General features: G+C 74.6%; 11 protein-coding genes and 1 pseudogene. 9 read left to right on the top strand and 3 right to left on the bottom strand.

Annotated elements, in window-relative coordinates:
- Nucleotides 1-363: Lrp/AsnC family transcriptional regulator (locus tag ACWGDE_RS25530; protein ID WP_453391354.1), on the bottom strand; the 363-nt coding region annotated here is incomplete at its 3' end.
- Nucleotides 364-378: 15 nt separating this feature from the next.
- Entirely contained in the window at nt 379-1,869 is a 1,491-nt protein-coding gene (locus tag ACWGDE_RS25525; RefSeq protein ID WP_453391353.1) for an amino acid permease, read from the bottom strand.
- A 313-nt stretch (nt 1,870-2,182) separates the two neighbouring features.
- Here ACWGDE_RS25525 and ACWGDE_RS25520 point away from each other — a divergent pair, with 313 nt between their 5' ends.
- The 9 genes and pseudogenes from ACWGDE_RS25520 to ACWGDE_RS25480 form a co-directional block, all read left to right on the top strand.
- Nucleotides 2,183-3,307 (top strand): LLM class flavin-dependent oxidoreductase, encoded by a 1,125-nt coding sequence (locus ACWGDE_RS25520; RefSeq protein WP_453391352.1) that lies wholly within the window; start codon nt 2,183-2,185, stop codon nt 3,305-3,307.
- On the top strand, nt 3,304-4,158 hold the full coding sequence (locus tag ACWGDE_RS25515; protein WP_453391351.1) for an SDR family NAD(P)-dependent oxidoreductase: 855 nt from the start codon (nt 3,304-3,306) through the stop codon (nt 4,156-4,158). Before ACWGDE_RS25520 ends, ACWGDE_RS25515 begins: the two co-directional genes overlap by 4 nt.
- A 143-nt stretch (nt 4,159-4,301) precedes the next feature.
- The gene (locus ACWGDE_RS25510) at nt 4,302-5,285 is read left to right on the top strand and encodes a GDSL-type esterase/lipase family protein (RefSeq protein WP_453391356.1); all 984 of its coding nucleotides are present in this window, start codon (nt 4,302-4,304) and stop codon (nt 5,283-5,285) included.
- Between the two features lie 132 nt (nt 5,286-5,417).
- Complete coding sequence (locus ACWGDE_RS25505) at nt 5,418-6,365, top strand: SCO0930 family lipoprotein (RefSeq protein ID WP_453391355.1); 948 nt, start codon at nt 5,418-5,420, stop codon at nt 6,363-6,365.
- Nucleotides 6,366-6,496: 131 nt separating this feature from the next.
- Complete coding sequence (locus tag ACWGDE_RS25500) at nt 6,497-7,345, top strand: LytR/AlgR family response regulator transcription factor (RefSeq protein WP_453391350.1); 849 nt, start codon at nt 6,497-6,499, stop codon at nt 7,343-7,345.
- A 279-nt stretch (nt 7,346-7,624) separates the two neighbouring features.
- Nucleotides 7,625-7,900: a hypothetical protein gene (locus ACWGDE_RS25495; RefSeq protein ID WP_453391349.1), complete on the top strand. Its 276-nt coding sequence runs from the start codon at nt 7,625-7,627 to the stop codon at nt 7,898-7,900.
- A gap of 118 nt (nt 7,901-8,018) precedes the next feature.
- Nucleotides 8,019-9,857, top strand: coding sequence for a sodium/solute symporter (locus tag ACWGDE_RS25490; protein ID WP_453391348.1), 1,839 nt, complete (start codon nt 8,019-8,021; stop codon nt 9,855-9,857).
- Nucleotides 9,854-11,089, top strand: a complete 1,236-nt coding sequence (locus tag ACWGDE_RS25485; protein ID WP_453391347.1) for a histidine kinase — start codon at nt 9,854-9,856, stop codon at nt 11,087-11,089. The genes ACWGDE_RS25490 and ACWGDE_RS25485 overlap by 4 nt, the downstream gene beginning before the upstream one ends.
- 56 nt (nt 11,090-11,145) lie before the next feature.
- Nucleotides 11,146-14,007: pseudogene (locus ACWGDE_RS25480) on the top strand (AAA family ATPase); the annotation flags it as partial.
- 36 nt (nt 14,008-14,043) lie between these two features.
- Here ACWGDE_RS25480 and ACWGDE_RS25475 read toward each other — a convergent pair.
- Nucleotides 14,044-14,598, bottom strand: coding sequence for a sigma-70 family RNA polymerase sigma factor (locus ACWGDE_RS25475; RefSeq protein WP_453391346.1), 555 nt, complete (start codon nt 14,596-14,598; stop codon nt 14,044-14,046).
- Between the last annotated feature and the right edge of the window lie 289 nt (nt 14,599-14,887).

Genomic DNA, 14,887 nt, shown 5'->3' with positions numbered 1-14,887 from the left:
TTCCAGGACCCTCTCGAAGTGGCGCATGTCGGAGGCGAAGATCTGCACGAGGGCGTCCGCGTCGCCGGAGTCGGTCGACGCGGACACCACCTCGGGGTATCTCACCACTCCTCGCCGGATGTCGTCCGGCGAGGTGTTGTGACGACAGTAGATCTCGATGAAGCCCTCGGTCTCCCAGCCCATGGCGGCGGGGTCCACGCGGACCGTGAAACCGGTGATGGTCCCCTCGGCCCGCAGCCGGTCCACCCGCCGTTTGACGGCGGGGGCGGAGAGTCCGACCTCGGAGCCGATGTCCGCGTAGGAGCGGCGGGCGTCCTCGGCGAGGGCGTGCACGATGCGTTCGTCGAGATCGTTCAGTCGCACGGGGGTGAATCGCTTCTATTCAGCGGCCTCCGCGGCCGTGACGGCCGGGGCGGCCACAGTGGCCAGGCTGGAGCGGCGCATGCCGTAGAAGAAGTAGATCACGAGCCCGACGGCCATCCAGCCACCGAAGACCAACCAGGTGATTCCGGGCAGCTCCGTCATCAGGTACGCGCAGAAGAGGAAGCCCAGGATCGGGGTGACCGGGAAGAGCATGACCTTGAAGGTGCGGTTCATGTCCGGGCGGGTGTAGCGCAGGATGACGACGGCCACGTTGACCAGGCCGAAGGCGAAGAGCGTGCCGATGCTGGTGGCGTTGGCCAGCTCTCCGAGCGGGATGAACGCGCCCAGCGCGCCGCAGAAGAGGCAGACGATGATCGTGTTGATCCGCGGGGTGCCGGACTTCGGGTCGACCTTCGCGAAGACCTTCGGCATCAGCCCGTCGCGGGACATCGCGAACAGGATGCGGGTCTGGCCGTAGAGGACGGCGAAGACGACGCTGGCGATGGCGACGACCGCACCGGCGGCGAGGATGACGCTCCAGAACTTGTGTCCGGTGACGTTCTCCATGATCTGTGCCAGGGCGGCCTCGCTGCCCTCGAAGTCCTGCCAGGGCATGGCACCGACGGCGACCAGGGCGACCAGGCAGTACAGGGCGGTGACGATCAGCAGCGAGAGCATGATCGCGCGCGGCAGGTCCTTCTTCGGGTTCTTGGCTTCCTCACCGGCGGTGGAGGCGGCGTCGAAGCCGATGTACGAGAAGAACAGCATGGACGCGGCGGTGCTGATGGCGGTGACGCCGAGCGGGGCCAGCGGGGTGTAGTTACCGGCCTTGATGCCCATGAAGCCGATGACGCAGAAGAGCGCGAGCGTGACGATCTTGACGCCGACCATGATCGAGTTGATCCGGGCGCTCTCCTTGGCCCCGCGCAGCAGGAAGACCATGCAGAGCAGCACCACGACCAGGGCGGGCAGGTTGATGTAGCCGCCCTCGCCCAGCGGGGCGGAGAAGCCCTCGGGGATGGTGATGCCGAACGTGCCGTCGAGCAGCTCGTTGAGGTACTGGCCCCAGCCGACGGCGACCGCCGCGACCGAGACGCCGTACTCCAGGACCAGGCACCAGCCGCAGACCCAGGCGATGAGCTCGCCCATGGTGGCGTAGGCGTACGAGTACGAGGAGCCCGAGACGGGGATGGAGCCCGCCAGTTCGGCGTAGGAGAGCGCGGAGAACAGCGCGGTCAGGCCCGCGACTATGAACGCGATGAAGACGGCCGGACCGGCGATCGGGGTGGCCTCGCCGAGGACGACGAAGATGCCGGTGCCCAGGGTCGCGCCGATGCTGATCATGGTCAGCTGCCACATGGTGAGCGAGCGCTTGAGCGCGCCGCCCTCGCCCTGGCCGCCCTCGGCGACCAACTGCTCCACCGGCTTGCGGCGCAGGAGCGGGTTGACGGGCTTGCGCGGCGTCGGCTCGGAGGTGAGCGGTGGCGCCTGGCCGTGATCGAGCACGAGGGGACTCCTTTGTCACTGCGGGTGGGGTGTCGGCGTCGACCGCAGCGGTCCGGAGCAGGGGCAGGCAGAACAGGAGCCTGCCCGGCATGGGGGACCGCCGAGCAGGCGGTCCTCGCCACTCCACGTACAGCGAGTGAGCCTACGAGCCGAGTGATACCGCCCGTAATGCACCATCCTTGCACATTGGCGCACGATCGTTGCGCGGATCTGTCCGGGATGGTCCTTCGTTGCGCGCGGATGATCGATCACTGCGCAGCCGATCCCGAACGGCATTCTTGACACTTCGTCAGATCTGTCGCAGCGTGCCGTCATGGATCTGGACGTGCTCTACGAGATCGACGTGCCGAGGCCCTGGCCGGGCGCCCATCCGTACGGCCAGCGCGCCGCCGAGCAGCGCGCCTACCGGGAGGCCGTGGAGCAGATCCGGCTCGCCGACCGGATGGGTTTCCGCACCGTCTGGGCGGTCGAGCACCACTTCCGCGAGGGCCGCTCGCACTGTCCGGCCCCCGAGGTGCTCCTCGGGCACCTCGCCGGGCTCACCGAGCGGATCCGGCTCGGCTTCGGCGTGACCCTCACCCCCTTCGCCTTCACACCGCCCCAGCGCATAGCCGAGAAGGTCGCCACCGTCGACGTGCTCTCCGGCGGGCGGGTGGAGTGGGGCACCGGCCGCTCCACGCCCATGGAGCAGACGGCCTTCGGGGTGGACCGGGAGAAGTCCCGGGACGACTGGCGCGAGGCCATCGAGATCGTGACCGGAATGTGGCGCGAGGAGTACTTCGCGTACGAGTCCGAGCGCTTCCGCTTCCCGCGCCGCATGGTCACCCCCAAGCCGGTGCAGGACCCGCACCCGCCCGCCTGGATGGCGGCCACCTCCCCCGGCTCCGCCGAGGTCGCGGGCGCGCACGGCCTCGGACTGCTCTCCTTCTCGATCATGCAGCCGCTGGAGGCGATGGCCGCCCAGGTGGCCGCGTACCGGGCCGCGGCCGCCGCCCCGAGCCCGCTCACCGACGTCACCACGGACCGGGTCGCCGCCTACACCCTGGTCCACGCGACGGCGCCGCGCACCGCCGCGGACGCCCGCGTGTGGGATTCCGTCGCCTGGTGGTACTCGAACCTCGCGCGGTTCACCCTGGAGTGGGAGCTGCCGCACCTGAACCCCGAGGAGCGCGAGCGGACCTTCCCGCTGCTCACGCCGATCCTCGAAGGGAACGTCCCGGTACGGGAGTTCAGCGACGGCGACATGATCCTCATCGGGGACGCCGAGACCATCGTCGCCAAGGCCAAGCGGTACGCGGACCTCGGCGTCGACCAGCTCATCTGCTACGTCCAGTGGGGCTACCTGGAACACCGGGAGATCCTGCGGACCCTGGAGATCCTGGGCAAGGAAGTCATCCCCGAGCTGGCCCGGTACGAGCCCCGCCGCGAGCGGGCATGACCGCCGAGCCCCCGGCCGCTGCGGCCGCCCCCGAAACCCCCACCCCGCTCGACACCTCCCCCGTCCCCGACTACGCGTCCCTGCACCGCCTCGACGGCCGCGGCCTCGTGCTGCTCGGCGCGGGCAACGGCATCGGCCGCCAGACCGCGCACGCGCTGGCCGCCGGGGGCGCCCGCGTGCTGTGCGTGGACGTGGACGGGGAACGGGCCCGGGCGGTCGCCGCCGAGACCGGGGGGACCGCGTACACCGCCGACGTCACGCGCCGCGAAGCGGTGCGCCGGCTCTTCGACGAGGCCCCGGCGCTGCTCGGGGGCCTGCCCGTCGGCGGGGTGGTCGACATCGTCGGCATGGCCCGGTACGCCGCCCTGCCCGAGCTGGACGACGCCGGCTGGGACTGGCACTTCGACCTGGTGCTGCGGCACGCGTGGCTGGCCGTCCAGTACGGCGGCGAGGCCGTGGCGGCGGCCGGCGGCGGCCCGCTGGTGTTCGTCGCCTCCGTCTCCGGGCTCACCGCGGCACCCCTGCACGCCGCCTACGGGGCCGCGAAGGCCGGGCTGATGTCACTGGTGCGCTCGGCGGCGGTCGAACTGGGCCCGCGCGGGGTACGGGTCAACGCGGTGGCGCCGGGAGTGGTCCGGACCCCGCGGGTCTCCGCCCTGCTCGGCGCCGAGGGGCGGCGGATCAACGCGGAGAACGCCCCGCTGGGCCGGGTCGCCGAGACCTCGGACATCGCGGCCGCGCTGTACTTCCTGGCCTCGCCGCAGTCCTCGTACATCACCGGGCAGACGCTCGTGGTCGACGGCGGCGTCGGCGTGAAGTTCCCGTACCCGACCATCGGAGGCGAGCAGTGAGCACGCGCGGAACCGAGGACACGGAGCGGTACCGGACCCCTGCGACCCCTGCGACCCCGGTGACCCCGGTGCGGGAGGACCCGCGGCACGGGGAGTCCGGCGCCGGCACGGGTGCGGTCTTCGCCACCGACGCCGGGCAGTGGCTGGACCCCGGCCCGTTCCTGCGCGGCGTCGCCTGGCTGGACGAGGGCCGCCCGGTGCGCGCCGATCCCGCCGACACGATGCGGCTGCCCTGGGACACCGGCGAACGGGCCACCCTGCCCATAGGGGTGCGGCTGGAGTTCACCGCCGACGGCGCGCGGGCGGTGGAGATCCGCTACCGGGCCACCGTGCCCGGCCCCACCGACGCGCTGCGCGACCTCGCGCACGGATTCGCCCTCTGGGACCGGCACGGCGTGGTGCGCGAGCTGTACACCGAGCCGGCGCCGGAGGCCGTCGTACGCATCGAACTGCCGGGCGGCTCGGGCCCGTTCACCATCCACCCGCCCGAGACGCAGTCCCCGCTGATCCTCGGCGTGCGCGGGATCGGCGGCCGGATCGCCCCCGCGCCGCCCGCGCTTCGCTGGGTGGTGCACGGGGACTCGATCACCGAGGGCTGGTGGTCCACCCGGCCCGCGCACGGCTGGCCGGCGACGGCCGGGCGGGCGCTGGGCTGGGACACGGTCAACCTCGGCTACGCGGGCGCCGCGCGCGGGGAACTGGCCACCGCCGAGCAGCTCGCCGAGCTCCCCGCCGACGTCCTGACCCTCGCCTTCGGCACCAACTGCTGGTCCCGCGTGCCCTTTTCGGCCCCGCTGCTGTACGAGACCACGCGCGCGTTCATCGAACTGGTCCGCCAGGGTCACCCCCGGACACCGCTGCTGCTCCTCTCCCCCGTGCTGCGGCCCGACGCGGAACGCACCCCGAACAAACTGGGCGCCACCCTCGGCGCCCTGCGCGACGCGATGGAGCGCGCCACCCGGGACCGCATCGCCGCCGGGGACGACCGCCTGGCCCTGCTGCCGGGGCGGGACGTCCTCGGACCCGAGCACCTGGCGGACGGTCTGCACCCCAACGACTCGGGTCACCACACGCTCGGCCTCGCTGTGGCCACGGCCATGAGGCGGGCCGGGTTCGGCGCGGGGTGAGTGAAACAGCCCACATCGCGCGGATTGAACACAACGGCTCCGACGAGGCGTGTCCTGCACACAGTTGCCGCCGCTCCGCTCCGAACCGGGCGCAGCGGAGCGGCACCGGACGCACACGTGGGAGAGATCGAGATGGGCATCAAGCGCGGAACCACCCTGACGGCCGTGGCGGTCGTCGTCGCGATCGGAGCGACCGCCTGCGGCGGGAACGACAAGGCCGGCGACAACACCAAGCCCGCCGGTGCCGTCGCCCCCGCCCAGAGCACCGGAGACGGCTACGGCTCCGACTACGGAGCGGGCTCCGGCTCCGGCTCCGACGGCGCCGCCAAGTCCGCCGGACAGCTGGCCATCGCGGCGAACGACCAGCTCGGTTCGGTCCTCACCGACAGCGCGGGCTTCACCCTGTACCGCTTCGACAAGGACACCGCGAAGCCGTCGAAGTCGAACTGCGACGGGGACTGCGCGAAGACCTGGCCGGTGGTCGCCGCCGGCGACGCCACCGCCGCCGCGGGCATGGACCCGGCGCTGCTGGGCGAGGTGGTCCGCACCGACGGCAGCAAGCAGCTGACGGTGGCGGGCTGGCCCGTGTACCGGTTCAGCAAGGACACCAAGGCGGGCGACACCAACGGGCAGGGCGTCGGCGGCACCTGGTTCGCGGCCGCGCCCGACGGCAAGAAGGCCGCGAAGCCGGCCGCCGCGCCCGCCGGCGCGGGCCAGGCCTCGGGCGCGCTGACCGTGGCCAAGGACCCCAAGCTGGGCGACCACATCGTCGACGGCAACGGGATGACCGTCTACCGGTTCAAGCCGGACACCGCGTGGCCCATGGTCTCCAAGTGCGAGGGCGACTGCGTGGCCAAGTGGCCGGTCGTGGCCCCGGTGGACAAGGCCAACGCCAAGGGCATCATCGAGAAGAACTACCTGGTCCTGGACCGCCCGGACGGCAAGAAGCAGCAGACGGTGAACTGCTGGCCCGTCTACACCTTCACCGGGGACAAGAAGGCCGGTGACATCAACGGCCAGGGCGTCGGCGGCACCTGGTACGCGGTGGCCCCCGACGGCAAGCTCATCACCGGCCAGTAGCCGCACCCGCGCCGCGGTACGCCGCGGCGCCCCCATGGACCACCTGACCGCGCGGCCCCTGCCTCTCCTCCCCCCGAGGCAGGGGCCGCGCACCGTTCCGCGCCGCGCAACCGGAACCTAGACTCCGTCCCATGCTGCGCGTACTGGCCGTCGACGACGAGAAGCCCCTGCTCGAGGAGCTCCTCTACCTGCTGCGCTCCGACCCCCGGGTGCTCAGCGCCGAAGGCGCCTCGGACGCCACCGAGGCGCTGCGGCGGATCACCCGGGCACTGGAGAGCGGCCCCGACGGGCCCGACGGCATCGACGTGGTCTTCCTCGACATCCACATGGCGGGGCTGACCGGGCTGGACATCGCCCGGCTGCTGGCCGGGTTCGCGCGGCCGCCGCTCATCGTGTTCGTCACCGCCCACGAGGGGTTCGCCGTACAGGCCTTCGACCTCAAGGCCGTGGACTACGTGCTCAAACCGGTGCGCCCGGAGCGGCTGGCCGAGGCCGTGCGGCGGGCCTGCGCGCAGTCCGGCCGGGCCGGGCCGCCGCCCGCGCCGTCGGCGGCGCCGGCCGGAGCGGCGCCCGTCGTACCCCAGCAGCGCCGGGAGGTACCCGACGCGGGACTCCCGGCCCCCGTCGTCCACGGCACCGACCGCGGCACCGAGCAGATCGCCGTCGAACTGGGCGGCGTCACCCGTTTCGTGGCGATCGCGGACATCGCGTACGTGGAGGCCCAGGGCGACTACGCCCGGCTGCACACGGACGAGGGCAGCCACCTGGTGCGGATACCGCTGTCCACGCTGGAGGAGCGCTGGGCCTCGCGCGGGTTCGTCCGCATCCACCGCCGCCACCTGGTGGCGCTCGGCCGCATCGACGAACTCCGCCTGGACGCGGGCACCACCACGGTCCGCGTCGGATCGGCCGAACTCCAGGTGAGCCGACGGCACGCGCGGGAACTCCGGGACCTGCTGATGCGCCAGGCGATGGGCTGAACGACCCCACGGGGGTCCGGGGCGCGGCTCCGCCACGCGGCGGAGCCGCATGATCCAGCGCAGCGGGAAGGGGCGGGGCGGGGGGAGCAGCCCCGCGGGGACTGCGCCGGGAACCGGCCGTCCGGCCGCGGCAACCGTCCGGCGCGCCGCCGAGCCGTTCACCGTGCCGGGAGGGGCGTACGGCGATCCGACCCGGCCGTCGGCCGCAGCGGCGCCCCGGTCGGCCTCCCCGCCGGGCGGCCGCGCGTATCGTGGATCTTCCGCCCCGGGAGGAAGCAGATGTCCGAAATCCAGGCGCTGCTCGACGCGTTGGCCGGACTGCCCCGCACCCGTCCCGCCGGACCGGCCGAGGCCGAGGCCCTGCTGGCCCGCCTGCGCAGCGCGGCCGCGCGCTGGGCCGACGTACTGTACGAGGCCCACGAGGGTGCCCGCGGGCAGGTACCGCCCCGGGCGGAGGCGGCGCTGACGCTGGCCTTCCGGCGCGCCGAGGAATCGTACGTGGAGCTGGAGATCGCCCTGCGCGACTGCGCCGAGCACCGCGACCCCGCGCTCTGACGGATACCGGCCAAGCGGTGCCCGGGTGGGCGGGACGGCCTGTTGCCCGGTCCGGGGGTCTGCGTAGACTCCCGTGACCCCGCCCCGCCCCGCCGCCCCAGCCCGAAGGACCCGACCGGTGAACCAGACGTACGCGCTGACCGCGGTCGCCGTCGTCGTCCTGGTCACGGTGCTGCTCGGGGCGCTGGGCCTGCGGATATCCCGGACCACCTCCGACTTCTACGTGGCTTCGCGCACGGTCGGCCCCCGCCTCAACGCGGCGGCCATCAGCGGCGAGTACCTCTCCGCGGCCTCCTTCCTCGGCGTGGCCGGCCTCGTGCTGCTCCAGGGCCCGCAGATGCTCTGGTACCCGGTGGGCTACACGGCCGGGTACCTGGTCCTTCTGGTGCTGGTGGCGGCCCCGCTGCGCCGCTCGGGCGCGTACACGCTGCCCGACTTCGCCGAGGCCCGCCTCGAATCGCGGGCCGTGCGGCGGATGGCGGTGCTGTTCGTGCTCGGGGTCGGCTGGCTCTACCTGCTGCCGCAGTTCCAGGGCGCGGGCCTGACGCTGGAGATCCTGACCGGGGCCCCGCACTGGGTCGGCGGGGTGGTCGTCGCCTGCGTGGTGACGGCGGCGGTCGCGGCCGGCGGCATGCGCAGCATCACCTTCGTGCAGGCCTTCCAGTACTGGCTCAAGCTCACCGCCCTGCTGGTCCCCGTGTTCTTCCTGCTGGCGGCCTGGGTGGGGGACGGCGCGCCGCGGGCCACCTTCGACGCCCCGGCCGTCTTCCGCGAGCACACCGCCGTCACCCTGGCCGAGGACGTACGGCTCTCCCTGGACGCGCCGCTGACGGTGACCGTGACCGGCCGCGTGGACGGGCGCGCGTACGAGGGCGAGCCGGTGACGCTCGGCGCCGGGCACCATTCCGTACGGGCGCACGCGCGCCTCGCCTTCGACCCGGGCTCCCCGGTCCCGCAGACCCGGACCGAGGCCGGACCGCGCGCGTCGAGCTGGTCGGAGCCGCTGTCCGGGGACCGGCCGGAGCTGCGGCTGTACGCGACGTACGGGCTGATCCTGGCCACCTTCCTCGGGACCATGGGGCTGCCGCACGTGGCGGTGCGGTTCTACACGAGCCCGAACGGGCGGGCGGCGCGGCGCACCACGCTGGTGGTGCTCGGGCTGGTCGGCGCCTTCTACCTGCTGCCGCCGGTGTACGGGGCGCTGGGCCGGATCTACGCCCCCGAGCTGGCCCTGACCGGCGAGGCCGACGCGGCGGTGCTGGTGCTGCCGGCCCGGATGGTGGGCGGGACGGCGGGGGAACTGCTGGGGGCGCTGCTGGCCGGGGGCGCGTTCGCGGCGTTCCTGTCGACGGCGTCGGGGCTGACCATGGCGGTGGCCGGGGTGCTCCACCAGGACGTGCTGCCTTCGCGGGGCGTGCGCAGTTTCCGGGTCGCGGTGCTGGTGGCGATCCTGGTGCCGCTGGCCGGGAGCGTGGCGGCGACGGACGTGCCGGTGGCGGACGCGGTGGGGCTGGCCTTCGCGGTGTCGGCGTCCTCGTTCTGCCCGCTGCTGGTGCTGGGCATCTGGTGGCGCGGGCTGACCCCGCCGGGGGCGGTGGCCGGACTGGTGGCGGGGGGCGGGGCGGCGCTCAGCGCGGTGCTCGCCACGCGGGCCGGGATGGCTCCGGCGGGCTGGGCGAACACGCTGCTGGCCTGGCCGGCGGTCTGGTCGGTGCCGTTGGGGTTCTTGACGATGGTGGTGGTGTCGTTGGGCACGCGCGGGCGGATTCCGGCGGGGACGGCGGCGACGCTGGCCCGGCTGCACCTGCCGGAGGACGTGGCGGGCGAGGCCCCGGCCCGCGTGGGCGGCGGCGCGGCCCGTGCGAGGGGCGGCGGCTCGGGCCGCAGGGGCGCGGGCGGCGGCAGGGACGTGGGCGGCGGCAAGAGCGGGGACAACGGCAAGGGCGGTGCTCCATGAGCGGAGCACTGCTCTCGGTCCTGGCGGCGGCCGGTGGCGTGCTGCTGCTCGGCGCCGGCTGGGCGGGCGGCCGCTGGCAGGCACGGCGCGGGGAGCGCGCCCTCGGCCTCGACCTCGGCACCCCCGTCGAACGGGCCACCTTCCACACCCTGCACACCGCCTCGCTCGCCGCTCCCCCGCTGCGCGCCGGCCTCACCGAGGACGCGGCCCGCAAGGCCGCCAAACGCCTGCGCTCCCTGCTCGGCACCGAGGCCCTGTGCCTGACGGACCGCGAGACCGTCCTCGCCTGGGACGGACCGGGCGCCGACCACCACGAGCGCCGCGCCATGGCCCGGGTCGCGGTGATGCTGGACTCGGGGCGCAGCCAGAGCGTGCGGACCGAGTGCACGCGGCCCGACTGCCCGCTGAAGTGGGCCGTGGTCGCGCCGCTGACCGGCGAGGACGGGATGCTCGGCGCGCTGGTGGCCTACGGCTCGCGGGAGTCGGCGGTGCTGGTGCGGGCCGCGACCGAGGTCGCCCGCTGGGTCTCCGTCCAGCTCGAGCTGTCCGAGCTGGACCGCTCGCGGACCCGGCTGATGGAGGCGGAGATCAAGGCGCTGCGCGCGCAGATCTCCCCGCACTTCATCTTCAACTCCCTCGCGGCGATCGCCTCGTTCGTGCGCACCGATCCGGAGCGGGCCCGGGACCTGCTGCTGGAGTTCGCGGACTTCACCCGCTACTCCTTCCGCCGGCATGGGGACTTCACCACGCTGGCGGAGGAGCTGCGGTCCATCGAGCAGTATCTGGCGCTGGCCGGGGCCCGGTTCGGGGACCGACTGAAGGTGACCTTGCAGGTGGCGCCCGAAGTACTGCCGGTGGCGCTGCCGTTCCTGTGCCTTCAGCCGCTGGTGGAGAACGCGGTCAAGCACGGACTGGAGGACTCCACCGAGGAGTGCCGGATCACGATCGCGGCCCGGGACGCGGGCGCGGAGGCGCTGATCACCATCGAGGACAACGGAGTCGGGATGGACCCGGCCCTGCTGCGCCGCATCCTGGCCGGGGAGCACGCGGGCTCCTCCTCGGGCATCGGGCTGACCAACGTGGACGAGCGGCTGCGCCAGGTGTACGGGGACGGCCACGGGCTCGTCATCGAAACGGGCATCGGCGCGGGCATGAAGATCACGGTACGGATTCCCAAATACCGTGCGGGGGTGCACAGTTCGGCCCCATCTGGCCGGATTCCGCGGCGCTGACCGGAGCGCGAGCTGCCATCCTGGGGACGGCGCGAACGACCGGAGGGATCGCCGACGTGCGGGTCGGGCGAGAACGGCACCGTCATGAACTGCGGGAACGGGTACGGGCAGGCGCGGAGGGCGACGGCGCCTGCCTGATCGTGGAAGGGGAACCGGGCGCGGGCCGGACCGCGTTCCTGCGCGGAGCGCTGGCCGAGGCGGCCGCGCTCGGCTTCCGCGTCCGGTACGGGGCCGCCTCGGCGCCGGTACCGGAACTGCCGCTGCGGGCCGTACTGGACTGCCTGCACCCGGCCGGCCCGGCGCGGGCCCGGGTGCTGTCGCTGCTGCGGGAGGCCCGGCGGTCGGCCGAGCCCGGCGGTGCGCTGCTGGCGGCCGTGGACCTGCTGGCCGCCGACGTGGAGGAGTGGTGTGCGGGGCGGCCGCTGCTGCTGGCCCTGGACGACCTCCAGTGGGCCGGTCCGGGCGACCTGCTGCTGTGGCGCCACCTCGCCGGCGCGACGGACCGGCTGCCGCTGCTGCTGGTGGCGTCCCGCCGGCCCCTGCCCCGGCGCCCCGACGTGGAGCGGCTGTGCGCCGACCTGGGCGGCGGGCCGCGCGGGCACACGCTCCGGCTGGAGCCGCTGACCGGGGCGGAATCGGCCGCGCTGGCCAGGGAGGTACTCGGGGCGCCCCCCGGCCCCCGGCTCCGGGAGGCCGCCGGGCAGGCGGGCGGCAATCCCCGGCTGCTGCGGGAGCTGCTCGCCCACTGGTCCGGGGTCCTCGAACTCCGCGAGGGCCTGGCGGAACTCACCGTGCCGGTAGGCGAGTTGCCGCCACCACCGGAGGCCGTGGCCCGGGAGGCGGGGCAGCTCTCCCCCGCCTCCGCGGCGGTGCTGCGGCACGCGGCCCTGCTCGGACCTGCCTTCACCGCGCGCGAGCTGGCCCTCGTACAGGCGCGTCCCGTACGGGAGTTGCTCGCGGACCTGGAGGAGCCGCTCCTGGCCGGCGTACTCGAACCGGGCTCCCCCGGGGCGCAGGCACCCGGTCCGGGCACGCCGGAGGACCCGGGCGGCGTCCTGCGGTTCCGGCACCCGGCGGTACGGCTCGCCCTCTACGCGGCCCTGCCCCGGGCGGCCCGTACCGCCCTGCACCAGGACGCCGCGCGGGCCTTCGCCGGGGCCGGGCTCGCCCCCGTCCGCACCGCCGGACAACTGCTCGGCGCCGGGGTGCTGGACCGGTGGGCGACGCGGTGGACGGCGCGGTCGGCGGACGCCCTGATCGCGGTGGCGCCGGAGGTGGCGGCCGCACTGCTGCGCCGGGCGGTGGACCAGGCCGAGGGGCCACCGGGCCGGGCGGCCGAGGGACCGGACCGAGGAGCCGAACGACCGGACCGAGAAGCCGAGGAACCCGACCGGGAGGCCCTGGAGACGGCCCTCGCGGACGCCGCGCTGACGCTGCGCCGCCCCGAATCGGTGGAACTCCTGACCACCCTGCGCGAGCGGGCCGAGGAGCCCGGGCGCCGGGCCGCGCTCGCCTTCAAGCTGGTGTCGGCGCTGATGATCCAGGGGGACATGGCGCGCTCGCTGGCGGTCACCGAGGCCGCACTGGCCGAAGACGTGCCGCCCGGAGACGTACCGATCGAGAACGGGCCGATCGAGGACGGGCCGGCCGAGCACGCCCCCGGCGAATCCTGGCGGCTGCGCCTGGAGGCCTGCCGGGTGCTCGCGCTGGCCGACCTGCACCGCCCCGAGCAGGCGTACGCCCTGGCCGGCCCGTTGGTCGCGCGGGCGCGGGAACTGGGCGACCCGCTGTGCGCGGCGGAGGCCGAACACGCCATGTCCTTCGCCCTGTTCCACCTGAACCGGGGCCGGGAGTCGCTGCGCCACATGGCGGCCGGGATCGCTCACGCGCGCCGCAGCCCGGCGGCCAACGACATGCGGCTGCTGCTGCTCGCCAACCAGGCCGAGGGGCACCTGCGGTTCGACGAGCCGCGGATCGCGGCGGCCGCGCTGCTCGAGGCGCGCGAGCTGGCGGCCCGAACCGGCTCGACGGGCCGGCTGGTGGTCACGGAGGCGCTGCTGGCGGACCTGCGCTACCGGCTCGGCGACTGGGACGCGGCCCTGGCCGGCCTCGCCCGGGCCCGGGGGCCGGTGGTCTCGGACGGCTGGCTGCCGGTGCTCACCCACGGGCTGCGCGCCCTGATCCTGGGACACCGGGGCGAACAGGAGGCGGCCCGGGCCGAGTTGGCGGACCTCACCGCGGATCCGTACGCCCTGCCCGCGGCCCGCCGGCACGCCCCGCACGTCCTGCTGGCCCGCGCGCTGCTGGCGGAGCGGGACGGACGCCCCGGCGACGCGGTGGAGGCGCTGCGGCCCCTGCTCGTGGACGGCGGGGACGAGGCGGTGGCCTTCGACCGGCCCTGGGCGCTGTCGGAGGCCGTCCGGCTCGCGCTGGAGAACGGGGACTCCGGCACGGCCGGCTCCGCGGTGTCGGCCTGCGCCCGCGCCGCGTCGGTGCTGCCGGGGTATCCGGGTCCGGCGCTGGCGCTGCTGCGCTGCCGGGGACTGTTCGCCCAGGACCCGGAGCTGCTGGCCCAGGCGGTGGCACGGGCGCCGGGCGGACTGGTGCTGGGCCAGACCCTGGAGGACCTTGCGGTGGCCCAGGCCTGGCACGGGGACCTGCCGGGCGCCCGGTCGGCGCTGTCCCGGGCGGTGTCCGCGTACGAGGCCCTGGGCGCGCGGTGGGACAGGGCCCGGGCCGACGCCCGGCTGCGGAGCCTGGGTGTCCGCCGGGGCAGCCGCACGGCGCGGCGGCGGCCGGCGCGGGGCTGGGAGGCGCTGACCCCGGCGGAGCTGAAGGTGGCGCTGCTGGTCGCCCGGGGCCGGACGAATCCCGAGATCGCGGCGTCCCTCTTCCTGTCCACCCGGACCGTCCAGACCCACGTCTCGCACATCCTGGCCAAACTGGAGCTGCGCTCACGCTCGGAGGTGGCCCTCGTCGTAGCCGGGCAGGAGGGCGCGCAGGGCCCGCAGGGCGTAGAAGGTGCGGGACTTGACCGTCCCGGCGGGCACCCCGAGCTCCTCGGCGGCCTCGCGGACGCTGGCTCCGCGGAAGTAGATCTGCGTGAGTACGGCCCGGTGCTCGGGGGAGAGTGAGCGCAGGGCCTCGCGGACGTCGAGGACCGCCACGGACCGCTCGGTGCGGTCGTCGTCGGCCGGGGAATGCTCCAGCCCGTCGGCCCCGACCTCGGCGGGCCGCGAGAGCCGGGCCCGGCGGGCGTCGATGGCGACCCGCCGGGCGACGGTGTACAGCCAGGGCCGCATGGAGACGTGGGTGCTGCTCTCCAGGGCCTCGGGGTGTTTCCACGCGCGGAACAGGGTCTCCTGGAGGAGGTCCTCGGCGCGCTGGCGGTCGCCGAAGGTGAGGCCGAGGAGGAAGCCGAGGAGGGCCTTGCCGTGTTCCCTGTGCAGACGGGCGAGGGCGTGTGCGTCGGTGCGGCGACGGGTGATGGTGCCGGCGGTCGTGGGCATGGGCCACCCCTTCCGGGTCGGATGCCCCGAGCCTGCGGCACCCCGCGCACGGAGTTATCCGCCGCGTGACGTATGCCGCCCCACCCTGCGCCGACCGGTCGCCCCCGTCGCCGAACGGTCCCGCCCCCATCGCCGAACGGTCCGTCCCCCGCCGACGGTCGCAGCCGCTGCGCGGCGCGAAGTCCCCTACCCGCCCTTCCCCCGCTCCCCCGAGCTCCCCCCCCGACCCCCACACCCGGCTCCGCCCGAGCTCCAGGGGCTCCCCCCCCGACCCCCCCCCCCCAAACCC

The organism is Streptomyces sp. NPDC054956 (assembly GCF_053609185.1).
Note: the sequence above shows the minus strand (reverse complement) of the source record. Positions and strands in the feature narration are given on the sequence as shown.